The following is a 25103-nucleotide window of genomic DNA, read 5'->3' as shown; positions in this document are numbered from 1 at the left end:
GTCCGGAAACGACTAGAGGAGGTCCGCGACGTGATCGGCGACATCTTCGGGCGTGTCACCGACCGGCACACCGTTCGCTTCCAGGGCGGCGATCTTCGACTCGGCCGTACCGGTACCGCTGCCGGAGACGATCGCGCCGGCGTGGCCCATGCGCTTGCCCGGCGGCGCGGTGCGGCCGGCGATGAACCCCACGACGGGCGTGTCCATCCGCTCGCCGATGTAGCGGGCGGCCTCCTCCTCGTCTTCGCCGCCGATCTCCCCGCACATGACGACGGCCTCCGTCTCGGGATCGGCCTCGAACAGTTCCAGAGCGTCGACGAAGTCCGTCCCGATGATGGGATCGCCGCCGATGCCAATAGCGGTCGTCTGGCCGATCCCGCGCTGGGTGAGGTTGTCCACGACCTGGTAGGTCAGCGTTCCCGACCGCGAGACCAGTCCGACGTTGCCATCGCTGAAGATGTCCCCCGGCAGGATGCCGAGTTTGGCCTCGCCCGGGGTGATCACGCCGGGGCAGTTCGGCCCGACGAGGTGAGTGTCCGTCTCCGCGAGTTTGCGATAGACGCGGCTCATGTCCTGCGTCGGGATTCCCTCGGTGATCGCGACGACGAGATCGAGGCCGTCGGCGTCCAGCGCCTCGAAGATCGCGTCCGCCGCGAACGCCGGCGGGACGAACACGACCGAGGCGTCGGCGTCTTCCTCGCGGACCGCGCCCTGGACCGTATCGTAGACCGGGACGCCCGCGACTGCCTGGCCACCCTTGCCCGGGACCGCACCGGCGACGACGTTCGTGCCGTATTCGAGCATCTGTTCGGCGTGGAACTTCCCCTCTCCGCCGGTAATTCCCTGTACCACGACGCGCGTGTCTTCGTCGACGAGAACACTCATGCGTTGACCTCCTGTGCGTATTCGACCGCACGTTTGACCGCGTCCTCCAGGGTATCCTCGACCGTGACGAGATCCTCGTTGAGGATCGCCATCCCCTCCTCGGCGTTCGTCCCCGCCAGCCGGACGACGACCTCCTTGGGGATCTCGTCGAACTGCTCTAGGGCCTGGTTGATGCCGTTCGCGACCTCGTCGCCGCGGGTGATCCCCCCGAAGATGTTGAACACCACCGAATCGACGTTCTCGTCGGAGAAGACCATGTCCAGAGCGTTGGCGATCCGCTGGGCCTTCGCGCCGCCGCCCACGTCCAGGAAGTTCGCGGGCGACCCGCCGTAGTGATCGACGAGATCCAGCGTCGTCATCACCAGCCCCGCACCGTTACCGATGATACCGACGTTGCCCGACAGGCGAACGTAATCGAAGCCGTACTCGTCGGCCTTGGCCTCGAGTGCGTCGCCCTCGCTGGCGGCTTCTTCCATCGCCGCGAGTTCCGGCTGGCGAAAGAGCGCGTCGTCGTCGACGTTGAACACGGCGTCGGCGGCGATGACGCCCCGCTCCGCCCGCACGTCGTCGCCCGCACTGCCCGCGGCGTCACGCTCCGCGCTCGTTATCATCAGCGGGTTGATCTCGGCGTCCGATCCGTCCCTCTCGTCCCAGAGCTGGTAGAGTGTCTGCAGGATAGAAGCGACGTCGCCCGCAACGTCGCGGTCGACCCCGGCCTCGTAGACGGCCTTCCGGGCCTGGAAGGGGTGCATCCCGAAGGCGGGATCGACGTGCTCGCGTGCGATGGCGTCCGGGTCCTCGTGGGCGACCTCCTCGATATTGACGCCGCCTCTCGTCGAGACCATCGCGACGGGACGGCCCTCGCCGCGGTCCATCGTCACGCCGACGTACAGTTCGTCGACGAAATCGACGGCCTCTTCGACGAGAACGCGGCTGACGCGATACCCCTTCAGATCCATCCCGAGGATCGACTCGGCGGCCGCACGGGCCTCCGACTCGGACTCGGCGAGTTTGATCCCGCCGGCCTTGCCGCGGCCCCCGACGTGTACCTGCGCCTTGATCGCGACCGGATAGCCGATCGACTCGGCCGCATCGACGGCCGCTTCGACGGTCTCGGCCAGTTGCGCGTCCGGTGTCGGGATCCCGGCATCGGCGAAGACCTCCTTGGCCTGATATTCGTGCAATCGCATATCACTCTCACAGGGGAGTGGCGCGCGCTTAAATCCCGGCCCTGCTGCAGGTGTGGCCGGCAGATGTGTTGTCCCCACGTGCCGTCGGCCTCCACTGGATCGATCCACAGGAGCCAACCCATCCGCCCCCGTAGGCCTGTATATGGACGATCCGATAGAGTCACTGGCCGGCGCGATCGCCGACGCGGAGCGGGTCGTCGCGCTGACCGGCGCGGGCGTCTCGACCGCGTCGGGCATCCCCTCGTTTCGCGGGGAGGGCGGCATCTGGGAGCAATTCGACCAGCGTGACTTCCACTACCGGCGATTCAACGCCGATCCCGGGGGGTTCTGGCGCGATCGGCTCGACCTCCGGGACGCCTTCTACGGGGACAGCGAGGTCGAACCGAACGGCGCCCATCACGCGCTGGCCGAACTGGAGCGAGAGGGGTACCTTGAGGCCGTCGTCACACAGAACGTCGACGGCCTGCACGCGGCCGCCGGTTCGGAGACGGTCGTCGAACTGCACGGGACGAACCGCGAGGCCGAATGCGTCGAGTGCGGCCGCAGACTCCCGGCCGAGACGGCGTTCGAGCGGGCCGCCGAGGGCGAACTGCCGCCCCGGTGTGAGGGGTGTGGCGGCGTGCTGAAGCCGGCTGTCGTGCTGTTCGGCGAGTCGATGCCCGACGAGCCGACGATCCGGGCGCACGAGCTGGCCGGGCGGAGCGATCTCTTTCTGGCGGTCGGCTCGTCGCTACAGGTCCAGCCTGCGGCAGGACTCCCGGCTCGCGCCCAGCGGTCAGGTGCGACGCTCGCGGTCGTCAACCTCGAAGCGACGCCGCTCAGCGACCGGGCCGACTACGATCTTCGAGCGGACGTGACCGAGCTGCTGCCGGCGCTGGTCGAGGCGCTGGAATAAGCGGCGGAGGAAACCATCCCTACAACTCGACGCCGCCGGGGATGAGGCTGTGCTCGCGGTCGAGGTTGCCGTCGCCGTCGTAGACTAAGAGCGCCTCCTTCTCGAAGACGACGGGGTCGCCGTCACCGGGCTCGATCCGGAGCTGGTAGCGACGGTCGCCCTCCTCACGGCGGCTGGTCGCGTCGACGAGCGAGTGCAGGTCGGACGACGCCAGGGGAGCCTCGAAGGCGAACTCGCCGGTGAGCCGGTGGGCCACGCCGAGGACACCGGGATCGTCCGCCGGTGTCCGTCGATAGGAGACGTCGATATCGGACGCGTCCGGCGACTGTCCATCCTCGGCTAATCGCTCCCGAAGTACGTCGGTCGTCCCCGCAAAGGAGACGGTCAGCCGGGGCAGTTCGTCGGTATCGACGTGGGTCGTGAACTCTTCGCGCCGCATTGACTCGTTTCGAGGTACGGCACGAATCGGGAAGAACGTAACGCCACCGGCGAACGACATCTTTACGCTCCCGGACTATGGTCACTCTTACAATGGCCTGGGTCCGCTCGGAGTACGCCAGCGAGTTCGCGGTCCTCTCGGCGTGGCTCGCGATGGTGTTGCCCTGGAATATCGCCTACCAGCCGGCCGCGGCACTGGACAGCACCGTCGTCTTCGTGCGGCTGTCAGTGATCGAGCTCCAGGTCCGGATTCCGGTGATTATCCAGGCAGGCAGCCAGCTCGTCTCGGCGGAGAACGCTCTCGCGGCCCAGTATCCGGGGACGCAACTCGCGTCCGGGCTGTTCGTCGCCACCCCAATCGGAGCGGTCGGCCACTACGACGGGTGGATGGGAGCGGGCAGCATCGCCTGGGCGCTGGCCGCGGTCGTGTTGGCAGGAGCGTTCGCGTACAGCCTCGCGCTCTATCGCGACGAGGATGGCGTCACCGCCCGCAGCCCTGCCTCGCCGGCCAGCGTGATCGGGTGGCTGCTGGCGGCCGCGACCACCACGACGGGAGTCGCAACAGCGTTGTACTTCCTCGACTGGGACCTCGGCGGCGTGCCGGTCCCGATCGGGACCGTCATCATGGGCGCGCTCGCGGTCGCGTTGCTCCGCGCGGAGCGACGGTGAGGACACCCCGCCGCGCACGTTTCGAGGAGCGATAGTCGGGGTGTCGAATTTAAGTACGTGGGACCTAAATCCACGGCAAGAAGCGCCACGGTGGCGACGTTCCCGAGTTATGGCAGATTCCGAACGCGAACCGGCCGGCGAGTCAGACGGGTTGTTGAGCGGCGCGAAGGCGCGGCTGGTCCGCTCGATGCGGGTCATCACGGGCTCGTCGATCGACGTCGAGGATTACGATCCCGTCAAACACGACCCGCTGGTGACGTTCGACGGGCTCGCGGGAATGGACGAGATCGAACGCTACTGGCTCAACGCCCCCTACGCGTTCGTCTCGATCAACCACGATCCAGAGGAGAACGAACACCGGTATCACGTCGTCGAGCCGACCCTGGACGAACTCGAAACTGATCTGCTCGAACGGCTGTTCGAAGACATCCGGACGCCCCTTCTGTATCGCGAGAACATCGAGGACGACCCCGAGACGGCACTGCTGGAGGAGCTAGAGGCGCGCCTGGAGGAATACGGCGTCGTGATCGAGCCGGAGTCGTTCTACCGGCTGTTCTATTATCTCTACCGGCAGTTCCAGGGCTACGGCAAGATCGACCCGCTGATGCACGACCCGGACATCGAGGACATCTCCTGTGACGGCGTCGGGCTGCCGATCTTCGCGTATCACGAGGCGTACACCGACATCGAGACGAACGTCACCTTCGGCGAGCAGGAACTTCGGAACTTCGTGATCCAGCTCGCCCAGCGGTCGGGACGGCACATCTCCGTCTCGGATCCCGTCGTCTCGACGACGCTACCGGACGGCTCGCGGATCGAACTCGCCCTGGGCGAGGAAGTCACGCCACGTGGGTCGGCCTTCACCATCCGAAAGTACGCCGAGGAGCCGTTCACGCCGGTCGATCTGCTGGAGTTCGGGACGGTCGATCTGGACATGCTCGCCTTCCTGTGGCTGGCCATCGAGTCCAACAAGTCGCTGATCTTCGCGGGCGGGACTGCCGCGGGCAAGACAACGAGTATGAACGCCGTCTCGATGTTCGTCCCGCCGCGATCGAAGGTGCTGACGATCGAGGACACCCGGGAGCTGTCGCTGTATCACGACAACTGGCTCTCTTCGGTGACCCGCGAGCGATTCGACGAGGACGACATCACGATGTACGACCTGCTGCGGTCGGCGCTGCGCCATCGACCGGAGTACATCGTCGTCGGCGAGGTCCGCGGCCAGGAGGCGGTGACGCTGTTCCAGGCGATGAACACCGGCCACACGACCTACTCGACGATGCACGCCGACTCCGTCCAGACGGTGATCAACCGGCTGGAGAACGAGCCGATCAACGTCCCGCGGCCGATGGTCGCCAGTCTCGACCTGCTCTGTGTACAGGTGTTGACCCGCCACGAGGACAAGCGCGTCCGACGGATCAAGACCCTCGCGGAGATCGAGGGGATCGACCAGCGGACCGGCGAACTGGACTACTCGAACACCTTCGCCTGGAACGCCGAGGAGGACGCCTTCCGCCAGCGCAACTCCGATCTGCTCGAGGAGATCCAGGCGGATCGGGGCTGGACTCGTTCGGAGTTGCTGAGCGAACTCAAAGACAGGAAGGCAGTCCTCTCGTATCTCTGGGAGGAGGGCATCACCGACTACCGGCGGTTCACCTCGTGGGTCAACCGGTATTACGCCGACAAGGATCGCGTCATGGAGACAGTCGAAGCGAGCGACGTGGTCACGACGACAGAGTGATATGGAGCCGATCCAGTTTCTCCCGCTCGGGATCGCCGCGGTCCTCGTGGGGCTTCTCTCGCTCGTGACCGTCAGTTCGTGGGCGAGCGGCTTCGTCTCCCGGATATCGCGGCTCGCGTTCGACCGGTTCGTCGTCGACTCGACGGCGCGCAAGCGGTCGCTGGAGGCCGCACACGTCGATCAGACATACCGCATCTACACGACGCGGACGTACCTGTACACCGTCGTCGCCGGGATAGCGGGCGGAACGCTGGGCGTCTATCTCGTCGCCGGCACACTCGCGGTGCTGCCGGCGGTGGCGGCCACGCTGGCACAGTTGCCCTCCGTGATGGGCGAGGCGTTCGGCGACCCGAACCTGGAGATCGTGCTCTCGCCGACCGCACGGAGCCTGCTGTACGTCGGCGGCGGGGTCGCCGTCGGCTCGCTCGCGGCGACGCTCGCGTACGTCTTCCGCTGGCAGATCCCACAGAGCAACGCCGAGGTCCGCCGACGCGGGATCAACGAGGCGCTGCCGCGGACAGTCGCGTTCATGTACGCCCTCTCCCGCGGCGGGACGACGTTTCCGACGGTGATGCGCACGCTCGGAGAGAACCAGGGGATCTACGGGGACGCGGCCGCGGAGGTCAACGTCGGCGTCCGGCAGATGGACCTGTTCAACACGGACGTGATCTCGGCGATCCGGCGGATCGCCTACCGGACGCCCAGCGAGAAGTGGAAGACCTTCTCCGAGAACCTCGCGAGCGTCCTCCAGAGCGGCCGGAGCCTGCCTCGCTTCCTGCAGTCAGAGTACGAACGCTACCAGGAAGAGGCAGAAGAGCGCCAAGAGGAGATCCTGGAGTTGCTGGCGACGATCGCCGAGGCGTACGTGACGGTGCTGGTCGCGGGGATGCTCTTTCTGGTGACGATCCTGCTCGTGTTCGGGCTCACGACGACGGACACGCTACTGTTCATCAAGATGATCGGATACCTGATCATCCCGCTGGCCAACGCCGGGTTCATGGTCTTCCTGATGCAGAAACTCGAACAGCTCGGCATCGCCCGCGAGAGCGGCGTCTCCCAGCTCGCGGCGGACGACGAGAGCACGAGTACCCCGGACACCGCGAGTCGGTCCCGGAGCAAGACCGTCCCCGAGACGCCGACAGCGAGCGCTGACGGAGGAGTGAGTCCGACGGTTCGGTCGAATCTGGCACAACTGCGCCTCTACGACCGCGCCAGTCGCCTCAAGGGGGTGTTCGGATCGCCGCTGCAGACAATTATGTGGCATCCGACGCGGTTGCTGTATCTGACTATCCCGATCGCGCTGGTCTGGATCGGACTCCGGGTGCCCGCCGCGCTGGCCGGAGACGGGATCAGCGTGCGGGTGCTCGACGATATCCTCATCCAGGCCGGGCTGTTCGTCCTCGGGACCTTCGCCGTCGTCCGCGAGCTGTACAAGCGGCGCATCGACCGGATCGAGGCGGCGACGCCCGATCTGCTCGAACGGCTCGCGAGCCTCAACGAGGCCGGAATGTCCGTCGTCGAGAGCCTCGATCGGGTCAGAGACAGCGACCTAGACGCACTCGGCGACGAGGTTGACCGGATCTGGAGCGACGTGGAGATGGGCGCGAACGTGCAGGCCGCGCTGGTCAGGTTCGGGCGGCGCGTCCGGACGACCTCGATCGCACGGGTCGTGACGCTGCTGACCAACGCAATGCACGCCAGTGGCAAGCTCGGACCGGTGCTGCGGATCGCCGCCGACCAGTCCCGGTCGGACCTGCGGATGCGACGCCAGCGCCGCCAGCAGATGTTTACCTATCTGGTCGTCATCTACATCTCGTTTTTCGTCTTTCTCGTGATCATCATCGCCGTCCAGGAGGTGCTGATCCCCGCGCTGCCCGAATCGATCCAGACGCCCGAGGGCCCCAACCGGCTGGGAGTCAACGCCGAGCAGTTCGCCCGCCTCGGTGAGGTCGACAAGGCCGCCTACGCGCTGGTCTTCTTCCACACGGCACTGGTCCAGGCCCTGTTCTCGGGGTTCATCGCCGGGCAACTCGGCGAGGGGACGCTCAAAGACGGCGCCAAACACGCGGCGGGGATGCTCGCCATCGCGTACGTGGCCCTCCTGCTCCTGTCGTCGCCGGTCGCGTCGATCAACTTCGGGACCCAGCCCGTGACGGACGGCGAGCAGATGACCGTCGAGTCGGTCTCGATGTCCGACGGCGGGTTCGTTGTCGTCCACATCGACGACCGGGATGGCGACGTGATCGGCCGAACGGAGTACCTGCCGCCGGGAACCCACCGCAACGTCGTCGTCACGCTCGATAACCCACCCGATCGGAGTGAACTCGATATCGTCGCCGTCCCCCATCTGGACACGAACGACAACCGCCAGTTCGACTACGCGGGCAACGAAACTGACCGGCCGTACCCGGCAGGCAGCTACCAGGTGGCCGTGGAGGCGACGGTTACCCACAACCGGACCGACACGAGCGGTACGACAGAAGCGCTCATCCCAGTCGGAGCCACCGGCTGATCCGCGTGCCGTGACAGGACGACAGTATTAGGGTCGCGAGCGGGCAACCGTTGGGCGATGGACTTCGCCGCGTTCGCCGATCGGGCACACGAGATCGAGGCCGCGAGCGCCGACACCGAAATAACCGAGCGGGTCAGCAACCTGCTCGCAGTGGCCGGGTCGGACCTCCCGAGTATCGTCCGTTTTCTACAGGGACGGGTGTTCCCCGCGCACGACTCCCGGACGCTGGACATCGGACCCGCGCTATGTTACGAGGCGATCGCCCGTGCGGCCGGGCACAACGTCACCGCGGCGGACGTGGAAGCCCGGCTCGCCGACCGCGGTGAGATCGGCACCGTCGCCGCCAGTTACGACCTCGGCGGACAGCAGGGGCTGGGCGCGTTCACCGGCGGTGACGACGACGGGCTGACCGTCGCCGAAGTGGACGGCGACCTCCGTGAGCTGGCCGCGGCCGAAGGTGCCGGCAGCCAGGACACGAAGACGGACCTGCTCTTCGGGCTGTTCAACCGTTCGAACGCGACGGAAGCGCGGTATCTCGCCCGGCTCGTCCTCGGGGAGATGCGGATCGGCGTCGGGGGCGGGACGGTCAGAGACGCCATCGCCGGAGCGTTCGACGCACCGATCGAGGCGGTCGAGCGCGCGCTGCAGGTCACCAACGATTATGGGCTCGTCGCGGCGGTCGCACGCGAGGACGGCGAAGACGGCCTCGAAGAGTTACACCTCGAGATCGGGCGACCGGTCCAGGCGATGCTCGCCCAGACCGGGACGGTCACCGGCGCACTCGAAGACTGGGGGCAAGCCGCGGTCGAAGTCAAGTACGACGGCGCGCGGGTACAGGTCCATTACGACGGCGATCGGGCGCGGCTGTTCTCGCGGAACATGGAGGAGGTGACCGACGCCCTGCCGGAGGTCGTCGCCTTCGTCGAGTGCGAACTGGACGCGCCGGCGATCCTCGACGGGGAAGTCGTCGCGATCGACGAGGACGGCGAGATGCTTCCATTCCAGGACGTATTGCGGCGCTTTCGCCGGAAACACGACGTCGCGAAGGCCCGCGAGAACGTGGAAGTACGCCTGCGGGCGTTCGACTGTCTGCACGCGGACGGGGAAGACCTGCTGGACGCCGCGCTCGAAGCGCGTCGCGAGCGCCTCGAACGGCTGCTTTCGACGGGCGTCTCGGAGTGGTGGCTCGCCGAGGACGGCGAGGCGATCGCCGAGATCGAGGCCGAGACGCTGGAGGCGGGCCACGAGGGGATCATGCTCAAGGATCCCGAGTCGGCGTACACACCGGGTCGGCGCGGTAAACACTGGCGCAAGCGCAAGCCCGACGTAGAGACGCTGGATCTGGTCGTCACAGGTGCGGAGTGGGGCGAGGGGCGGCGCGCCGAACTGCTCGGGACGTTCGAGGTCTCGGCGCGCACGCCGGACGGCTACGCGCCGGTCGGCAACGTCGCGACCGGCATCACCGACGAGCAACTCCAGTCGCTGACCGAGCGCCTCGAGTCGCACGTCCGCAGCGAGGACGGCGTCGCGGTCGATCTCGACCCGGCGGTCGTCTTCGAGGTCGGCTACGAGGAGTTGCAGACATCCAGCACCTACGAATCAGGCTACGCACTGCGGTTCCCCCGGTTTCTGGGCGTCCGCGAGGACAAGACACCCGAGGACGGAGACACCCTCGAACGAGTCGAACGGCTGGCCGCCGAGCAGTAGCGTGTCGGGGCGGCTCCGGCGCGGGACTTTTGCCGATTCCGCCTGATCTGGACAATATGACAGTCACGTACGACGGACTCACGATCGAGTGGCTCGGATACGCGACGGTGCGGCTCGAAGCGGCCGACGGCACGGTCGTCTACCTCGATCCGGGCCGCTACGGCGTGCTCACCGGCGAGTGGGAGCCGGACACGCCCGGCGTGGCCCACCCGCCGAGTCGGGACTACCGGCCGGAAGACGGCGACGTCGTCTGTGTCACGCACGCCCACCACTACGATCCGGACGGGATCGATCGGGTCGCAAGCGAGGACGCGACGGTCGTCGCCTTCGAGGGAATGGATCTCCAGGGGTCGCGACGCGATCTTCCGCGACTGGCCAATCTCGACTACGAGCTGCGGGCCGTCGACGACGAATCCGACCTCGTCGTCGCGGGCGTCGCGATCTGGACGCTGCCGGCGTACAACGAACCGAACGGACCACACACCCGCCCCGACGGCTCGCCGTACCACCCGGAGGGGCGTGGCTGTGGCTACCTGCTCGCGATCGACGGAACGCGGGTCTGCTGGCCCGGCGACACGGACGTGCTCGACGGCCACGCCGCGCTTGCTGTGGACGTCTTCCTGCCGCCGATCGGCGGGGCGTTCACGATGGATCGGACGGAAGCTGCGGCGCTCGCGAACGAACTGAAGCCGGAGCTTGTCGTCCCGATCCACTACAATACCTTCGAAGCGCTGGAGACCGACGCCGAGGCGTTCGCCGCGGCGGTGGACGACGAAATAGCGGTGACGCTGGACAGCTAGAACAGCCCATCGACGTCGGCCTCGCGACTCCGGCGGCGATCGACGTGTTCGCCGAGCCGCTGAGCGATGATGTCCCGGTGGTCGACATCCGAGTCTCCCTCACCGGTGCCCTGTGACTCCCGGACGAAATCCAACACGAGCGACACGAACGGACTCGTCTGATTGCCGTCCTCGAGATCGCGACGGGCGTACTCGACGCCGCGTTCGAAGACCCCCTCGTCGTACTCGAGGTCTTCGGCCAGTACCGTCGCGGCGACGCCGGTCGCCTCGAAGTCGAGGTCGTCGAGGCCGACCGGGCGGCCGTCGTGTTCGACCTGCGGCGGCGGTGCGGAGCCGACGCGTTCGGGGTCGCGTTCGAGCGCCCGGAGGTGATACCTGACAGTGGAGAGATCCACGCCGCAATATCGATCGCCCAGGCCGTCGAGATACTCCTGGGACGTATCGGCGAGTTTGCGCGCGCCGAGCCAGTTGTCGTTGGTCGTGTGATAGACCGCCGCAGTGAACTGGATCAGCCCCTGCAGGAAGTCCTTGTCCGGGCCTTCTGACAGCCCCATCCAGTACTCTTCCCAGGCGTCGTGGGCGGCGTGATAGTAGCCCGCGTTGTAGATCGCGATGCCCGCCCGGAGGTGTGCGTCCATACGCCGAGTTCGATGTCGACGCCAATGGGGCTTTCGTGGACCGGTCGCGGTTTTGTGGCAGACGCTTGGAAGAGAATTTAAACTCGTCGAGAAACACCCGCTTCGCTGCGTCTTTCTCGTCTGCTCAGATCGCCTCGCGGAGTTTCGTCGACGCGGTCGTCTCGCTGTCGCTCGTCGTCTTGTGGAATAGAAAACGTCCGGACGGAGATTTGAACTCCGGTCCCTGGCTCCGCAAGCCAAGAGGATAGTCCACTACCCTACCCGGACGCATCTACTCATACCCAGGTGGCGACTAAAGGGGTTACGGTTCGACCATCGCCACGACACAGCGTGCCAGCGACAGAGTCAAAGGACCGTTTGACGCTCCGGTACGGGTTTTTGTGTGGCCAACGAACCACGAACCATGGATAGACGGACGCTCCTGGCCAGCTTCGGGGTCACGGCGGCGATCGGCCTGGCCGGCTGTGGCGGTGCGAGCGGAGCCACTGGTCCGACGGAGACAGATACGGAATCTGCCTCGGTCGGCTCCCGATCGATCACGACGACAGAGGCGGGCTGTGGCGGGCCCGACGAAACGGCGAGCGTCTCCTTCGACACGGAGAGAACGGAGATCGCCGTCGACGGGGCGATCGGCGCCGCCAACCCCTGTCAGGAGGCGACTCTCGCGGCTGTGGACGACGCCACCGGGACGGGTACAGTGACGGTAACCGTCGGGACGAAACCGACGGGCGACGTTTGTGTGCAGTGTCTCGGACGTGTCGAGTACACGGCGACCATCGGTTTCGAGGGGACGCTTCCGGACCGTATCGTCGTCGAGCACGGCGAGGGCGACCTGGAAACCGTCGCCGACGTCCATCGCTAAGACACACTCTCGGAGCCGGTGGACGTAGCGACCGCATTCTTTAAACGCGATCCAGCCGTGATCACGGCTAGCTATGGGTGCGATCGAGGACGTCTACGCGGATCTCGAAGCCGATGTCTCCGAGGAAAAGTTCCGGGAGGCCGTCGAGGAGAAGGTCGAACAGATGGGGGGGCTCGCGGACGAGGAGACGGCCGCGATGCTGATCGCCCACGAACTCAGCGAGAACGAGGTCAACGCCATCGCCGACATCGAGACCGGCATGGACGAGGTGAAGTTCCTCGCGAAGGTGACCTCGATCGGGGAACTGCGCACGTTCGAACGCGATGGCGAGGACGAGGACGGCCACGTCATCAACGTCGAGGCCGCCGACGAGACGGGGCAGGTGCGACTGGCGTTCTGGGACGAACAGGCCGTCTCGATCGACGACGGCACGCTCGAAGCGGGGCAGGTCCTGCGGATCAAGGGCCGCCCGAAGGACGGCTACAACGGGCTGGAGGTCAGCGTCGAGAAGGCCGAACCGGACGACGACGCCGAGATTGACGTCGACCTCGACGGGCGGACCGACATCGACTCGCTGTCGATGGGCCAATCAGACGTGAACGTCCAGGGGATCGTCCTCGGGACCGAATCGATCCGCACGTTCGATCGGGACGACGGCAGCGAGGGCCGGGTCGCGAACCTCACGCTTGGCGACGAGTCCGGGCGAATCCGCGTGACGCTGTGGGACGACCGGGCCGACCGCGCCGAGCAGTTGGACGCCGGCACGCCCGTCGAGGTCGTCGACGGCTACGTCCGCGAGCGCGACGGGAGCCTCGAATTACACGTCGGCGACCGCGGCGCCGTCGAGGAGGTCGACGACAGCATCGACTTCAGTCCCGAGACGGATCCGATCGACGGCGTCGAACTCGAGCAGACGGTCGATCTGGGCGGAGTCGTCCGGTCGGTCGATCCGAAACGGACGTTCGATCGGGACGACGGCAGCGAGGGGCAGGTCCGAAACGTCCGGATCCAGGACGACACCGGGGACATCCGCGTGGCGCTGTGGGGCGAGAAAGCCGACACCGACCTGGGGCCGGGCGACGAGGTGTTCGTCGCCGACGCCGAGATCCAGGACGGCTGGCAGGACGATCTGGAGGCCTCGGCAGGATGGGGGTCGACGGTGGTCGTACTGGAGGACGGGTCCGGTGCGGGAGCGGCGAGAAACGGAGACAGCGAGAGTGCAAACAGCGAATCGTCGACTGGCCTCGACGCGTTCGCGGACGACCGCGGGGACGACGACGGAAGCGAGCCAGCGGGCGCCAGCGGTGACAACAGCGACAGCGCGGGCGGCGAGCAGATAGAAGTGACGGGGACGGTCGTCCAGACGGGCGACCCGGTGATCGTCGACGACGGCGAGGAGACGATCAGCGTCGAGACCGACGAGCGCGTCGAACTCGGCCAGCAGGTCACCGTGCGCGGCCAGCGCCGGGCCGACCGGGTCGAGGCTGAAGAACTGTTGTAAACCGATGAACCGCCGTTCGTTTCTTACAGCCGTCGGTGGGGCGGCAGTGATCGGCGGTTCGGGATGCATCGACCGAATCACGGGGCGAGAACACAGGCTCTGGTTCGTTCGCGCCAACAACGGCTGGCCGGGAAGCGCCGACGTGGAGATACAGATCGAACGTAACGGGACGGTCGTCCACGACGACAGGTACAGCCTGCCCGGTTTCGAAGTTGCCGGGAGCCGTCACGAAGGCGACGAGGCCCTCGAATGGAACGATATCAACAGCGCACTGATCTACGGCGAGTGGGACAGCGATCCGGCCGAATTCACTGTCAAAGGTCGGATGGCCGGCCGGGACAGCTGGGAACGACGGTCGTTCGACGACGTCGAAACGACGAACATCGGAGCGACGGTCGATATCGTCGGCCCGTACGACGAGGCGTCCGTTTCCGGCGTCCGCGTCCACAGATTCGATTCCGAAGGACAGGCGGAGTGGTTTCTCGACAACGTCACGTCACCGTGACAACTCGTTCGTTGTGGTGGGTTGACAATAGGACGGCTGCGTGGCACCGCTCGGCAGAGAGGGGTCGGCGACCTGCGAGGAGCGCGGACGGGAAACCCTTAAGCCCGCATCGGCCCCGACATGGCGTATGAGCGTCGAGCTACCGTTCGCCCCGGTGGATACGATCATCCGTCGCAACGCCGGGAACCTGCGCGTGAGTTCCGAGGCGACTGAAGCGCTAACTCGCCGGATACAGGAACAGGGTGCCGAGCGTGCAGTCGGGGCGGCCGAGCGCGCGACGGGGGACGGCCGAAAGACCCTGATGCCGGAGGACTTCGGCGTCGAGACCGTCCCCGACCCGGACGCTCTGGAGTTGCCGATCGCGCCCGTCGACCGGATCGCGCGGCTCGACATCAAGGACTACCGCGTGTCGATGGACGCGCGGATCGCACTGGCGTCCCTGCTCGAAGCGGAGGCCGACACCGTCGCGGCGGCCGCGGCGATGCTGGCACGTCATGCCGGACGGCGTACTGTTAAGGGAGAGGACATTGAACTATACGACGAACTCGGGCCCTACTTTGAATGAGGTTTGGCTACCGCGAGATCTGCCTCGAACACGACACCGGCGCCCGCCACCCGGAGAGTCCCGACCGCCTTCGGGCGATCCGAGAGACGCTATCGGAGTGTGACAACGTCGAATACGTCGCGCCCGACTCGGCCACCGAGTCCGACGTGTCGACCGTCCACGACGCCGACTACGTCAGCGACGTACACGAGTTCTGCGAGGAGGGAGGCGGCAACTGGGACGCCGACACCGTCGCCGTCGAGGCGACCTGGGACGCCGTGATGGCGAGCGCGGGACTGGCTCAGTGGGCCGCGAAAGCGGCGCTCGACAGTACCAGCGGCAACGAAGTGCCGTTCGCGCTCGGTCGACCACCGGGCCACCACGCCGTCGAGGACGACGCGATGGGGTTTTGCTTCATCAACAACGCCGCAGTCGCCGCCCAGCACGTCATCGATCGGGATCTGGCCGATCGCGTGGCGATCCTGGACTGGGACGTCCACCACGGTAACGGCACGCAAGACATGTTCTACGACCGCGAAGACGTGTTCTACGTGTCGTTTCACGAAGAGGGACTGTACCCCGGCACCGGCGGCATCGGCGAGACCGGCGAGGGCGACGCCGAGTTGACCACGCTGAACGCCCCGTTCCCGGCCGGCTGTGGCGACGCCGAGTACATGGCCGCACTCGAAGAAGTAGTCGGCCCGTCGCTGGAAGCGTTCGATCCCGATCTGTTGTTGGTCAGTGCCGGGTTCGACGCCCACGAGCACGACCCGATCTCCCGCATGGTCGTCACCACAGACGGGTACGGGCTGATGACGGACTTCCTGTGGGAGCTGACCGAGCAGATCGATGCAGGCCTGGGGTTCGTCCTCGAAGGGGGCTACGGACTGGAGACACTCTCGGACGGCGTCAAGATGGTCCACGAGGTGTTCGACGGTCACGAACCACCCACACGTGAGTGGTCGGTCAACGACAACGGGCGCTCGGTCATCGCGAACCTCAAAGAGCAGGGATTCCCGTCGATCGATTCTGACGACGACTGATTCGAGGGTGGTCAGGGTGCCGGATCAAGATACTGCGCCAGCTCGGTGCCGAATCGTTCGGCCAGCACCGCGACATCCGAGCCGACGCGGACGGTATACGACTCCCGGAGCTGGCGCTCGATCGTCGTGCCGAGACCCACGTCGAAGAGCTCGTCGCTTTCGAGCAACGCCGCGGCGGTCCGGAACTGGCGCTCGCGCTCGACGACGTAGCGATCCCCATCGAGGAACGGTCCGGCAGCCGCCGTCCCGTCGTATCGCTCGAAGAAGCTCTCGGCGTGTTCGCGGACGTGGACCGGTGGCCCCTCGTGGCGCTGGATGGCCGGCCGTTCGGCGACCGCAAGCTCCGCGAGAACGACCGCTCGATCCTCGTCAGCGATAGTCGTCGATCGGAGGATGTCGAACCCGTGGCGTTCGAGCAGCCCGACGATACCGCCCCTGGTCTTCTCCAGTTGCGGATAGAGGTCGTCCTCGACGAGATCCGGGGTTTCGAAGCCGACTGTCGCGGGCGTGGTCCCTCGCCGCTCGAACGCGTCGAGAACGGTGTCGGGATCGACAGGTTCCGGCTCGGACTGCTCAAAGAGCTCGACTCGGGGGTCGGCGACCAGTTCGCGGGCGTAATGCTGGAGGCGGGCGACACTCTCTTCGCTGCAGACCGCGGCCACGTTACGCTCGGGATCGGTTGGGTCGATCACCACCAGTGGATCGTCGAACGGGCGGTCAGAAGCGCCGCCTCTCTCCCGGGACGGCGACGCCGTCTCGCGCTCGCGGTGACCTTCGGGATCGAACTCGACAGGGGGGAGCCAGTTCGCAGCAGTCTCGACGAACGACCGGAAACCGCCGTATTCGAGGATCAACAGCTCGGTCAGATAGCCCGAGAACCCGCGTGTTCGCAGGTCGCTACCGTAGACGCCGATACCAGTGAGAAACTGCTTGCAGACCCGGACCTCGCTGGCGAGATCGGCGTCGAGTCGTTCGGTCAGGTACTCGGTGTGAAACGGCGTGCGATCGACCGCCGACTGGATCGCGGTCGCGCCGGACACGTCGTAGCAGGGGACGAGATCGACGTCGAATCCCGCAAACTCGCCGACGACGTACGGGTGTTCGGCGTATTCCTCACGACCGCCGGGCAGGACTTCGTGTCCAACCTGGAGTCCGTACTCCTCGAGCTGTTCACGAGGGAGATCCGGCGGGAAGCGCACGAACAGGTCCACGTCGCGATCGCCGGCGATCCAGGTCCCGCGGGCTGTCGAGCCGACCTGGATCACGTCCGCTTCGACAGGCAGTTCCTCGATTGCGGCTTCGATGCGGTCGGTCAGCTCCGCGACGGCATCCCGGAGTCGCCGGCGTTCCTCGCGGTCGGGCTCGACCCGCTCGCGAACCGTCGAGACGACGGCGTCGAACTCGTCGCTCATAGCAGAAGGATGCCGGCAAGTACGTGAAAGCGTGTCGATGCACTGGCGAAGCGAAAGCCCTATCAAATAACTCCAACTACCTGAGAGTGTAACAACGGGCCGCCGTAGCTCAGATGGTAGAGCACCACGCTGTTAACGTGGTTGTCCCAGGTTCGAGTCCTGGCGGCGGCGTCCTTCTATCGCGAACAAGACGGTGAGCGATGCGGACGAGATTCGCAGGACTCGGACACGGAAGTCGCAGTCCGGGAAGCGAGCGTAAGCGAGCGACCCGGACCGTCTTGCATCGGTTCGAGTCCTGGCGGCGGCGTCAAATCGCGGAGCGATTTTTCGGCCCACGAGAACTGCTCGCAGTTCTCGGGACGGGGCTTCTCGTTCGGTCAAACTCACAGCGAACAGATCTCGGGACGGCGTGTTCGTTCAGAACTCCCAAGGGCCAACGGCAGAAGACGGTACAGTTTAGTCGCCCCATCGAGAAAACGCGAGCGAGGGCCCTTAGCTTAGTCCGGTTAAAGCGATCGGCTCATAACCGATTGAGCGCTGGTTCAAATCCGGCAGGGCCCATCCACAGTATGCACGATTATGAGCCAACGGTTTCGCGCCACGCAGCGTCTGTACCTGCTGTTTTCTGATTTCGAGGGCGTTCAGAATTACTCGTTGGTTCTGGAGTTCATCCATACTATGGATGCGGGCCGCTGTCGTCGTGCCTTCTGTGATGGCCGGGTCTGTTGAAAATGTCGAGGAAGCATACAAACGGACGCTGAATACAGATGACGAGTGTAGCAAGGTGAGTGGAAGCTATATTTTCAGGCGATCGTTGGCCCTTCTCGAAGCTAGTGAATCTGGCGCGCGCCTCAAGATCTAAGATATCGTGAACCACTACGTAGGCTGCTATACGAGGTCGTCGTCAAATTCGGAGACGATCGAACCAAGCATCCCACCAGATTCATCAGAGGCTTCTTGAGTTTCTGTTGCTGATTCTGACTGTGAAGCCGTCCCAGTTGCTTTTGCTTGATCATCCTCGCTATTCCGGGAGCCCGTTGAGTCGTCATTGCCAATCTGCCGCCACTGCGTATCACGACTGCTCGAGAGATTTCGATTCGTTTCCCCGTCTTTTTCCCATTGCTGCAATCGAAGCTCCTTCATCACGTACCACGTTCCGGTTGACTCCGGAATGTCCAGCCCGTGTTTCGACCAGAAATCGAGCCGGACAGTTTCTCCGGACGCGTCGGTTACCTCAAACGCTGCGTCTTTCTTCGCGCCGGCATACGATTCGCTTTCCAATTTAATTGCGAGTTCCCCACTGAACCGCTTGTTTGGCTGCATATCGGAAATTGCCGCGAAATCGTCCGGATCGGGACTATCACCCGTAGAATTCGACTCCTGTGAAGTCGTTTCGGTCTCTTTACCTTCACCAGGCTCGTCTATCACTCCCGCATCAACGAGAGCCTGTTCGAACTCATCGTCTGTCTCCGCCGAAGTGCTTTCAGAGTGATTATCGCTTTCTTTGTCTTCACCAGGCTCGTCTATCACTCCAGCTTCGATGAGTGCTGCATCTACACTCCCGAACTCTTCTTCGAAGTCGTCTGGGTGATAATCACTTATTGAGTATAACAATTTCCGGTCTATCTTGGACCACTCTTGATCAAGCTCCTGCAACTCTGAGATCAATTCAGCCCGGGACTGATTGTCGGCAGAAGGGACCGCAGAATCGTTATCAGCCACGGCTTCGGCATTAGAAAGTTCGGTACTCTCTTCTTCAGTACCCGACTGCGATTCGGTATTCTCTGATTGTGCCTTGTCCTCTTTCTGCGACGACGATGTATCTGGATCCAGGTCGATCTCAACTCTGTCTTTCGCCGCTTCGAGTTTTCGCCTTAATCCGTCGATCCGGCTCTCAATTGGTGATTGATCAAGACCCGAACTATCAGGGCTGAGAAGTTGCGAATGATATTTTTCAACCGCTGCTTTCGCCTCCTTGAAGGCGTCCACGGCATCTTCGAACTCATCCACAGCTTCGGCAAACTCATTGTTGTGCATCGCATCATCGCCTTTCTCTTCGTGTTGCTCACCAACGAACTTCCGATGAGTGAGAACATCATTCACTGCCTTCTTCTGGATACTATCATGCGTATCGCGGACGCTCTCAAGGCGACGAGTCAACTTCTCCGGAACATCACCAACCGCTCCCAGACGGCTTTCTGCTTCCGAAAATAGTGATTCAGCATGTCGGTAGTGTTCTATCGCATCTTTGTAGTCCCCGTCTTCTACGATCGATTTCCCGCGCTTCTGTGCAGCAACAGCATCTGAGATGAGTGGGTTAGCGAACGACAGAATGTTGCTCCTCGCTGCATCGGTCAACGTGAGAAAACCAGTGTGGTCAAGCTTGATCTCGTTCTGGAAGCGAGAGCTGAGAGTGTTTTTGACTTCTGGCTCGCTTTCTGTGCAGTCCTCTGCAAACTGACTCACTGCGACTGGTACTTGACCAGCGAGATAGAACAGGAATTTATCCTTATCAACTTCAGAAACGACGGTAGGAGGCTCTATCAAGTCGATTTCAGCTTTATCCTCATTCATATCGGATCACAGCATCAACAACAGGAATACCGTTTCGTGACACAGCTGGGCTTCTACTACTGGTTGGTCGTTCAATGTATATCAAAGGTTAACTAAGATACAGAAGACACCAGAGTTAATTCATCAAATATTGGGTAGAATATATACAGATTACTTACCCTGAACGCTCAGATGATCTTCAATCTCCCGGCTAAGCTGTTCGAACTCATCCGCTTTTGGCAGAGAGGTAGTAGTACCAGGACTCTTCGATTGCGACCCGCTGGCTCCTTGGGTAGTCTCCTTCGATGCCGAACCACGATCGGTAGACGATGCTTCCATATCTAACATCGATTCAACGACTCCCGCCTCTTCTTTCCACGAGTCTTCGTCTTTGATCGTATATTTTTGCCGGCGACGCCAGCCGTCATCAGTTTCCTGCCAGAGATAGACCATGACCTCCTGCGTTTCGTATGACCCCTTCTGGTCGATCAAGACGATCGCTTTCCACCACCCATCCGATTTGAATACTGTTTCGCCAGTACCCACCGAATAGTAGTCACTCACGGGGAATTCTTCGTCACTCTCAGCCAGTGACTCCGAGAATATCGCGTTGACAATCGCTTTGTCTGTGGCCCACGCGTCCGGTGTCTTGATGACGTACTTATTCTTCCGCGTCCATTCACCGTCATCCTTGTGCCAGAGATAGATTGCGAGTTCTGATTGGTCGGAACCCTCGTACTGATATCGGACGACAGATTTCCACCACTCCTCGTTTCGGTAGAAGTTCTTGTTATCGAGGACAGTGAGAGCATCGTGTACTGGTGGGCGGTCACTTGCCATCGATTATACGAGGGAGACGAAATTGTTTAAATGTGTATCGTTGTTCCCGGGATGTGATCGCCGAAAAATGAAGGACTATTCTTCAAAGCCCATCATCTGATCATCGAAGCTCTCGACAATCTTCCCGAGTTCACCACTGATCCCGGAATCCTCACCCTGATTCCGTTCGATATAGTTCAGGATAGCGTCCGTAGGGTCGCCAGCCACGTCACTGATTTCCTGTTCAATGACTTCGAGACCGCCGGCCGAATACTTAGCAAGCGTCTCCATTTGCGTATCAGCATCAACGAGCGCCTCGGGGTCGCTGGTGTGGTGAAAAGCGAGACACGCCATTACAGTCCGATAGAGTTCCTTCGAGTGGACGTTTCGAAGACCTGCTTCGCCTTTCGTACCGTCAGACGAGCTCCCCTTGAAGTTGTTCCGCTTGATTTTGTTCTCGTGGTAGCCTACGACGGCCAAGAAGACGAGCAAGTCGTAGTAGTTCTCGAAGATCTCGTGCTCGTCAACGAGGCGATCGTAGAGTTCAGTCTTGCAGTAACGGATAATCGGCTGTCCCATAATCAGTCACCTCGTATGCTTGCCTGTTCAGCCGCGATTCGAGTCTGTGGGTATTCACCTTCGCCTTCACCAGAATCAAAGTCAAGCCAATACTGTTCTCCAATGATGTCGCGCATCTCTTCTTCGACTGGGCCCTCCCACTGGGAGTCAGTTGCAAAGACGACTACCTGATTCGCGAGAGAGGGGATGACCTTGCTCACTTGCCGGCGATGATCCTTGTCCAAGGCGCCGAACGGTGAGTCCATTACCAGCGGATAAATACCGCCAGTGAAGTACTCTGAATCAGAGTCGGACTCGTATCTCTCACGAGCGATATTGACCAAGCTACCGATGAATGCCAGACTCGCAATCTGGCGCTCACCAGTTGACTTGTCTACTTCGACGCGTTCGTCACCAACGTCCTGCCAGATTTTGAGTTCGAAGTCGTCTGTGATTTCAGCGGTCAAATCTTTGCTCGCGATGTCGTCGAACGTCTGCTTGATCATTTTGTTCGACCACTGCCGGACTTGATCCTTGAGATCCTCGAAGGATCCTTCTAATTCGTCTTGAACCAGTTCAGCGGCTTTCTGCCGTCGTTTAGCCAGGAGAGCCTCTTCCCGCTCGTCCTGCTGTTCATCTATTTGTTCTTCGAGTGATTCGAGTTCCTCTTGTTTGCGCTCAATCCGCTCTTCAATACGGGCGATTTCGCTAATCGCCTCTTCACGCTCTGTCTCCTTTTGTTCACGCTTCGCTTCCAGTTCGCCGATAGACTGACCAGACTCGGTAGTCTGATTCATCCCCTGGAGTTCCGAACTGACTTCGTCTATGAGTTCTTCCAGCTCGTCTCGACGGTCGTAAAGATCCTTTCGTTGTTCGATGATCTCGTCAATCGAGTCAAAGAATTCGGACTCCTTGTCAGAAACCTCGTTGAGGTGCCCGATAATCCGGATTGCAGATTGCTCAACGCCATCTGCAACGGCATCACCTCGCATCGAAGCGACCTTGTCGTAGTGGTCGGTTCCAGGCTCCAACGGGCGCCCACAGATACACTGCCCCGCGTCGAGCAGCGAGTCAACGAACGAATTACTGAGTTCAGATGGGATAACTCCTTCTTCGCGCATCTGATCCAGCTCGGTTGCTGTTTCTTTGAGAAGGGGCATCGCCAAGGGGACGAAGCCATTTTGGCTGATCTGTGTTTTTATATCTTCATCAAGCGAGTCGATTCGGTCTTCGACTTCAGCGAGATCTTCACGATATTCTTCTCGACGCTCTTGCAACGCTGCGCTCTCATCAAGCCGCTCGAGTTTCTGTTCGAGATCTTCAATCTCCGACTCAATTCGCTCTTTCCGCCGCTGAGTGTCATCTCGGTCCCGCTTGAACTCCTCAATGTCGTCTTCGATAGTCCGCTTTTCCGAGATGAGTTCAGAGAGTTCATCGCTGGCATATTCATCAACTTCGTCCTCAAACCGCCCGGCGACGGTATCGAGATGTCGATTTGCGCGCTCCAAGATGGTGAGGCCCATGATGTTCTGGATTGCCTCTTGAATCCGATCCTGGTTGTCGATACCCGCTAGCTCGTCGATATCCTCCCCGTCGAAGAAAAACAACCCACTCAGCCGTTCAGGGATGATCTGATCAAGGGTGTTTTCGGGGTTGTTTCTGGGCTTCCAGCTCCCGTTGTTCCGGTACTTTACAGTCACCTCACTGTCGATCATCTCACCGTCGAAGTCAGTCGCAGATCGCTTCTCGTAGATGGCCTCGCGCTGAGCGATATAGGCTTCTCCCTCGTGTTCAAATTGCAGCTGAACGGACACAGTGATCCGGTCGCCTGGTTGAGCGTTGGCCATCGCACCTTCGCTGGCGAGTCGGTCAGGGCGCGTGTCGAAATCGACGTTTCCGTAGAACAACCACGTAAATGCGTTCAAAAGCGTCGTCTTTCCAGACCCGTTCGCCCCGTGGACGACGGTCACGTTCCGATCACTTCCAGTTGCAAACGCGATCGTCTCGTCTCTGAACTGCCGGAAGTTCTCAAGCTCGAGTCTATCGAGTTGCATCAGTTGATTTCTTCTCGGATTATCTGCTCAATTTCGTCGTTGATACCCCGAGCAAGGTCGAGATGCAGTTTTTCCTTTTCGGCTTCAAGGACGCGTTCTCTGACCTTGACGAGCTTGTCCCGCGTAATGGAAACCTCTTCGTCCGAAACACCAGTCATCACTCGTACTGGTTTCCGCATCTATTTATATGTTGATTTGGCGCAACGTGACAGCGGCTCTCGAATGGAACAGCCGAGTAAGGATTTCAGATCAGACGGTGAGGAGATCGTACCGACGTTTAATCTCCTGTAGTGACCGCTCTGTAGTCGGAACACCATCTACATCCGCGTCAGGATGATTCCGGGCCGCTTCTGCGAATGTAGAGACCCGCTCCAGTTCTTTCCGAATAAGTGTTCGCTCTGCACGATATTGGTCGTCTGATAGTGATTGCGGATGGATCTCGGTGTCAGGGACGGTAATATAGTCGTGAATAACGGCGTATTTCTTGTCTTTGTGCTTTCGGAGGATACGACCACGGCGCTGTACGTATTGGCGTGGGTTCGACGTACTAGCGAGAATATGAGCCCGCTTCGTCGCAGGGACGTCCACTCCTTCGTCCAAGCACCGAATTGAAGTCAGGATATCTATCTTTCCAGATTTAAAGCTATTCAGTAGCTCTTCACGTTCGGCTTGATTTTCTCTGGCAGTGAACCGCTCGATTCGAACGTCGAAAGAAGAACGAAGACGAGCCGTGACAGCATCCACGTGGCGCTCCCGCTTTGTATCGACGCCAGTCGATCCGTCGCTGCAATAGACGAGCGTGTGAGACAGTTCCGACTCCTGTTCGAGGAGGTCAACCAACAGTTCCAGTTTCTCTCGTGCTGTGCCCACGAGTCGAGCCCGCTTGAACAAGGCCGCCTGTAATGCATCGTTGCCTTCTAATGCAATGTCTGGGTCACCACCCTCCTTCGCCATGAGCCGACCGATCTTTCCGGTAAGACGGAAGTACTCCTCCATCTCGTCGTCCTGGAGTTCGACGATATGTGGGATGTAGTAATATTCGCACAAAGCGCCGGCTTCGATCGCCTTCTGGAGTCCGTAATCGAACACTTGCCCTCCGAAATAGGTGTTGAGTTCCTCTGTTCCTTCTTCGTCGTACCAGCGTTCTGGTGTCGCAGAAAGACCGAGACGAAGGCCGAACTCGTCCATGAGCGCCTTCTGTTGCTGTGGAGACCCTAAGTGGTGGACTTCGTCAGCGATCAGCATCATCTGGCCTCGTGAGCGACGAAGCGTTCGTCTCGCTGACTCCCCGGACAAGGTGCGGTGAGTCGTGACGACGACACACGTCTCCCGGTGACCTCGGTTGAGTTCCAAGAGTTGGCGCTCCAGTTGGGGCTGCCAGTTCCGACGTGACTCGTAGGCGAGAATCGGCTTGGCCCCAAATTCGGACAAATCATCCGCCCACTGATCGACGAGATGCTGATACGGTACTGCGACGACGAGAACGAATCCACCGTCCAGCGAAGACGCAACGTGAGTGGCAGCCATCAGCGACGTAATCGTCTTGCCGGTCCCCGTCGCCATATGTAAGATTCCGTTACCCGACGCATCCAGCCAGTGCTGGATCGCCTCTTGCTGATATGGACGGGCTTCGATCCAATCTGGCATTTCGAAATCAGTCACGTGGTCACCTCTATTATTTGAACACAAATAAGCAGGTACGGTAGCTCTTGTCGAGACTTATCGGGTATCACGGGTGTGTGAATTTCAGATAGAAACGAGTTCGACGGTCGCTCGG

At 62.0% G+C, this 25103-nt stretch carries 22 protein-coding genes and 3 tRNA genes; 13 read left to right on the top strand and 12 right to left on the bottom strand.

Going from position 1 to position 25103, the window contains the following annotated elements; all coding sequences use genetic code 11:
* Positions 1-12: 12 nt before the first annotated feature.
* Both sucD and sucC read right to left on the bottom strand, forming a co-directional pair.
* Complete coding sequence (sucD, locus tag HSEST_RS01030) at positions 13-885, bottom strand: succinate--CoA ligase subunit alpha (RefSeq protein WP_229121713.1); 873 nt, start codon at positions 883-885, stop codon at positions 13-15.
* Positions 882-2075 (bottom strand): ADP-forming succinate--CoA ligase subunit beta, encoded by a 1194-nt coding sequence (gene sucC, locus HSEST_RS01025; protein WP_229121712.1) that lies wholly within the window; start codon positions 2073-2075, stop codon positions 882-884. Before sucC ends, sucD begins: the two co-directional genes overlap by 4 nt.
* Before the next feature lie 142 nt (positions 2076-2217).
* Here sucC and HSEST_RS01020 point away from each other — a divergent pair, with 142 nt between their 5' ends.
* Positions 2218-2970: an SIR2 family NAD-dependent protein deacylase gene (locus tag HSEST_RS01020; RefSeq protein WP_229121711.1), complete on the top strand. Its 753-nt coding sequence runs from the start codon at positions 2218-2220 to the stop codon at positions 2968-2970.
* A 19-nt stretch (positions 2971-2989) separates the two neighbouring features.
* Here HSEST_RS01020 and HSEST_RS01015 read toward each other — a convergent pair whose 3' ends face one another.
* The gene (locus tag HSEST_RS01015) at positions 2990-3409 is read right to left on the bottom strand and encodes a DUF5793 family protein (RefSeq protein WP_229121710.1); all 420 of its coding nucleotides are present in this window, start codon (positions 3407-3409) and stop codon (positions 2990-2992) included.
* A gap of 92 nt (positions 3410-3501) precedes the next feature.
* Between HSEST_RS01015 and HSEST_RS01010 the strand changes: the two genes are divergently transcribed.
* From HSEST_RS01010 to HSEST_RS00990, 5 genes are all read left to right on the top strand, one after another.
* Positions 3502-4077, top strand: a complete 576-nt coding sequence (locus HSEST_RS01010) for a DUF7549 family protein (protein ID WP_229121709.1) — start codon at positions 3502-3504, stop codon at positions 4075-4077.
* 109 nt (positions 4078-4186) lie between these two features.
* Entirely contained in the window at positions 4187-5818 is a 1632-nt protein-coding gene (locus tag HSEST_RS01005) for a type II/IV secretion system ATPase subunit (protein ID WP_229121708.1), read from the top strand.
* 1 nt (position 5819) lies between these two features.
* The gene (locus tag HSEST_RS01000; RefSeq protein WP_229121707.1) at positions 5820-8330 is read left to right on the top strand and encodes a type II secretion system F family protein; all 2511 of its coding nucleotides are present in this window, start codon (positions 5820-5822) and stop codon (positions 8328-8330) included.
* Positions 8331-8387: 57 nt separating this feature from the next.
* Positions 8388-10037, top strand: coding sequence for an ATP-dependent DNA ligase LigA (ligA, locus tag HSEST_RS00995; RefSeq protein ID WP_229121706.1), 1650 nt, complete (start codon positions 8388-8390; stop codon positions 10035-10037).
* A gap of 56 nt (positions 10038-10093) precedes the next feature.
* Positions 10094-10837: an MBL fold metallo-hydrolase gene (locus tag HSEST_RS00990; protein ID WP_229121705.1), complete on the top strand. Its 744-nt coding sequence runs from the start codon at positions 10094-10096 to the stop codon at positions 10835-10837.
* Here HSEST_RS00990 and HSEST_RS00985 read toward each other — a convergent pair.
* Positions 10834-11475, bottom strand: coding sequence for a DUF309 domain-containing protein (locus HSEST_RS00985; protein ID WP_229121704.1), 642 nt, complete (start codon positions 11473-11475; stop codon positions 10834-10836). The genes HSEST_RS00990 and HSEST_RS00985 overlap by 4 nt on opposite strands.
* Before the next feature lie 194 nt (positions 11476-11669).
* A tRNA-Arg gene (locus HSEST_RS00980) sits at positions 11670-11742 on the bottom strand.
* A 136-nt stretch (positions 11743-11878) separates the two neighbouring features.
* Here HSEST_RS00980 and HSEST_RS00975 point away from each other — a divergent pair.
* The 5 genes from HSEST_RS00975 (at position 11879) to HSEST_RS00955 (ending at position 15930) form a co-directional block, all read left to right on the top strand.
* On the top strand, positions 11879-12337 hold the full coding sequence (locus HSEST_RS00975; RefSeq protein ID WP_229121703.1) for a hypothetical protein: 459 nt from the start codon (positions 11879-11881) through the stop codon (positions 12335-12337).
* A gap of 73 nt (positions 12338-12410) precedes the next feature.
* A complete protein-coding gene (locus HSEST_RS00970; protein ID WP_229121702.1) occupies positions 12411-13838 on the top strand; it encodes a single-stranded DNA binding protein in 1428 nt (475 codons plus the stop codon).
* Between the two features lie 4 nt (positions 13839-13842).
* Positions 13843-14343, top strand: a complete 501-nt coding sequence (locus HSEST_RS00965; protein ID WP_229121701.1) for a hypothetical protein — start codon at positions 13843-13845, stop codon at positions 14341-14343.
* Positions 14344-14470: 127 nt separating this feature from the next.
* Entirely contained in the window at positions 14471-14908 is a 438-nt protein-coding gene (locus HSEST_RS14570) for a histone family protein (protein ID WP_229121700.1), read from the top strand.
* A complete protein-coding gene (locus HSEST_RS00955; RefSeq protein ID WP_229121699.1) occupies positions 14905-15930 on the top strand; it encodes a histone deacetylase family protein in 1026 nt (341 codons plus the stop codon). Before HSEST_RS14570 ends, HSEST_RS00955 begins: the two co-directional genes overlap by 4 nt.
* Positions 15931-15941: 11 nt before the next feature.
* Here HSEST_RS00955 and cca read toward each other — a convergent pair whose 3' ends face one another.
* Positions 15942-17342 carry a CCA tRNA nucleotidyltransferase gene (cca, locus tag HSEST_RS00950; RefSeq protein WP_229121698.1) on the bottom strand — a complete coding sequence of 467 codons (1401 nt, stop codon included), beginning with the start codon at positions 17340-17342 and terminating at the stop codon, positions 15942-15944.
* Between the two features lie 98 nt (positions 17343-17440).
* On the opposite strand from cca, the gene HSEST_RS00945 reads away from it, so the two are divergent.
* Together HSEST_RS00945 and HSEST_RS00940 are read left to right on the top strand one after the other, a co-directional pair.
* Positions 17441-17513 (top strand) — tRNA-Asn (locus tag HSEST_RS00945).
* A 315-nt stretch (positions 17514-17828) separates the two neighbouring features.
* Positions 17829-17903: transfer RNA gene (locus tag HSEST_RS00940), tRNA-Ile, on the top strand.
* 327 nt (positions 17904-18230) lie between these two features.
* Here the strand turns inward: HSEST_RS00940 and HSEST_RS00935 are convergent.
* The 6 genes from HSEST_RS00935 to HSEST_RS00910 all read right to left on the bottom strand — a co-directional run bounded on the left by HSEST_RS00935 (position 18231) and on the right by HSEST_RS00910 (position 24988).
* Positions 18231-19916 carry a hypothetical protein gene (locus HSEST_RS00935; RefSeq protein ID WP_229121697.1) on the bottom strand — a complete coding sequence of 562 codons (1686 nt, stop codon included), beginning with the start codon at positions 19914-19916 and terminating at the stop codon, positions 18231-18233.
* Between the two features lie 150 nt (positions 19917-20066).
* Positions 20067-20735, bottom strand: a complete 669-nt coding sequence (locus tag HSEST_RS00930; RefSeq protein ID WP_229121696.1) for a hypothetical protein — start codon at positions 20733-20735, stop codon at positions 20067-20069.
* 75 nt (positions 20736-20810) lie between these two features.
* On the bottom strand, positions 20811-21293 hold the full coding sequence (locus HSEST_RS00925) for a hypothetical protein (RefSeq protein WP_229121695.1): 483 nt from the start codon (positions 21291-21293) through the stop codon (positions 20811-20813).
* A gap of 2 nt (positions 21294-21295) precedes the next feature.
* Positions 21296-23326, bottom strand: a complete 2031-nt coding sequence (locus HSEST_RS00920; protein ID WP_229121694.1) for an AAA family ATPase — start codon at positions 23324-23326, stop codon at positions 21296-21298.
* Positions 23326-23484: a hypothetical protein gene (locus tag HSEST_RS00915; protein WP_229121693.1), complete on the bottom strand. Its 159-nt coding sequence runs from the start codon at positions 23482-23484 to the stop codon at positions 23326-23328. Before HSEST_RS00915 ends, HSEST_RS00920 begins: the two co-directional genes overlap by 1 nt.
* A gap of 91 nt (positions 23485-23575) precedes the next feature.
* Positions 23576-24988, bottom strand: a complete 1413-nt coding sequence (locus HSEST_RS00910; RefSeq protein ID WP_229121692.1) for a DEAD/DEAH box helicase family protein — start codon at positions 24986-24988, stop codon at positions 23576-23578.
* Positions 24989-25103: the final 115 nt, after the last annotated feature.

Source organism: Halapricum desulfuricans, assembly GCF_017094465.1.
Taxonomy (GTDB): domain Archaea; phylum Halobacteriota; class Halobacteria; order Halobacteriales; family Haloarculaceae; genus Halapricum.
Note: the sequence above shows the minus strand (reverse complement) of the source record. Positions and strands in the feature narration are given on the sequence as shown.

Bases quoted from the DNA above. Each gene is read 5' to 3' on its own strand.
- sucD (WP_229121713.1), bottom strand. From the start codon at position 885: ATGAGTGTTCTCGTCGACGAAGACACGCGCGTCGTGGTACAGGGAATT.
- sucC (WP_229121712.1), bottom strand. From the start codon at position 2,075: ATGCGATTGCACGAATATCAGGCCAAGGAGGTCTTCGCCGATGCCGGG.
- HSEST_RS01020 (WP_229121711.1), top strand. From the start codon at position 2,218: ATGGACGATCCGATAGAGTCACTGGCCGGCGCGATCGCCGACGCGGAG.
- HSEST_RS01015 (WP_229121710.1), bottom strand. From the start codon at position 3,409: ATGCGGCGCGAAGAGTTCACGACCCACGTCGATACCGACGAACTGCCC.
- HSEST_RS01010 (WP_229121709.1), top strand. From the start codon at position 3,502: ATGGCCTGGGTCCGCTCGGAGTACGCCAGCGAGTTCGCGGTCCTCTCG.
- HSEST_RS01005 (WP_229121708.1), top strand. From the start codon at position 4,187: ATGGCAGATTCCGAACGCGAACCGGCCGGCGAGTCAGACGGGTTGTTG.
- HSEST_RS01000 (WP_229121707.1), top strand. From the start codon at position 5,820: ATGGAGCCGATCCAGTTTCTCCCGCTCGGGATCGCCGCGGTCCTCGTG.
- ligA (WP_229121706.1), top strand. From the start codon at position 8,388: ATGGACTTCGCCGCGTTCGCCGATCGGGCACACGAGATCGAGGCCGCG.
- HSEST_RS00990 (WP_229121705.1), top strand. From the start codon at position 10,094: ATGACAGTCACGTACGACGGACTCACGATCGAGTGGCTCGGATACGCG.
- HSEST_RS00985 (WP_229121704.1), bottom strand. From the start codon at position 11,475: ATGGACGCACACCTCCGGGCGGGCATCGCGATCTACAACGCGGGCTAC.
- HSEST_RS00975 (WP_229121703.1), top strand. From the start codon at position 11,879: ATGGATAGACGGACGCTCCTGGCCAGCTTCGGGGTCACGGCGGCGATC.
- HSEST_RS00970 (WP_229121702.1), top strand. From the start codon at position 12,411: ATGGGTGCGATCGAGGACGTCTACGCGGATCTCGAAGCCGATGTCTCC.
- HSEST_RS00965 (WP_229121701.1), top strand. From the start codon at position 13,843: ATGAACCGCCGTTCGTTTCTTACAGCCGTCGGTGGGGCGGCAGTGATC.
- HSEST_RS14570 (WP_229121700.1), top strand. From the start codon at position 14,471: ATGAGCGTCGAGCTACCGTTCGCCCCGGTGGATACGATCATCCGTCGC.
- HSEST_RS00955 (WP_229121699.1), top strand. From the start codon at position 14,905: ATGAGGTTTGGCTACCGCGAGATCTGCCTCGAACACGACACCGGCGCC.
- cca (WP_229121698.1), bottom strand. From the start codon at position 17,342: ATGAGCGACGAGTTCGACGCCGTCGTCTCGACGGTTCGCGAGCGGGTC.
- HSEST_RS00935 (WP_229121697.1), bottom strand. From the start codon at position 19,916: ATGAATGAGGATAAAGCTGAAATCGACTTGATAGAGCCTCCTACCGTC.
- HSEST_RS00930 (WP_229121696.1), bottom strand. From the start codon at position 20,735: ATGGCAAGTGACCGCCCACCAGTACACGATGCTCTCACTGTCCTCGAT.
- HSEST_RS00925 (WP_229121695.1), bottom strand. From the start codon at position 21,293: ATGGGACAGCCGATTATCCGTTACTGCAAGACTGAACTCTACGATCGC.
- HSEST_RS00920 (WP_229121694.1), bottom strand. From the start codon at position 23,326: ATGCAACTCGATAGACTCGAGCTTGAGAACTTCCGGCAGTTCAGAGAC.
- HSEST_RS00915 (WP_229121693.1), bottom strand. From the start codon at position 23,484: ATGACTGGTGTTTCGGACGAAGAGGTTTCCATTACGCGGGACAAGCTC.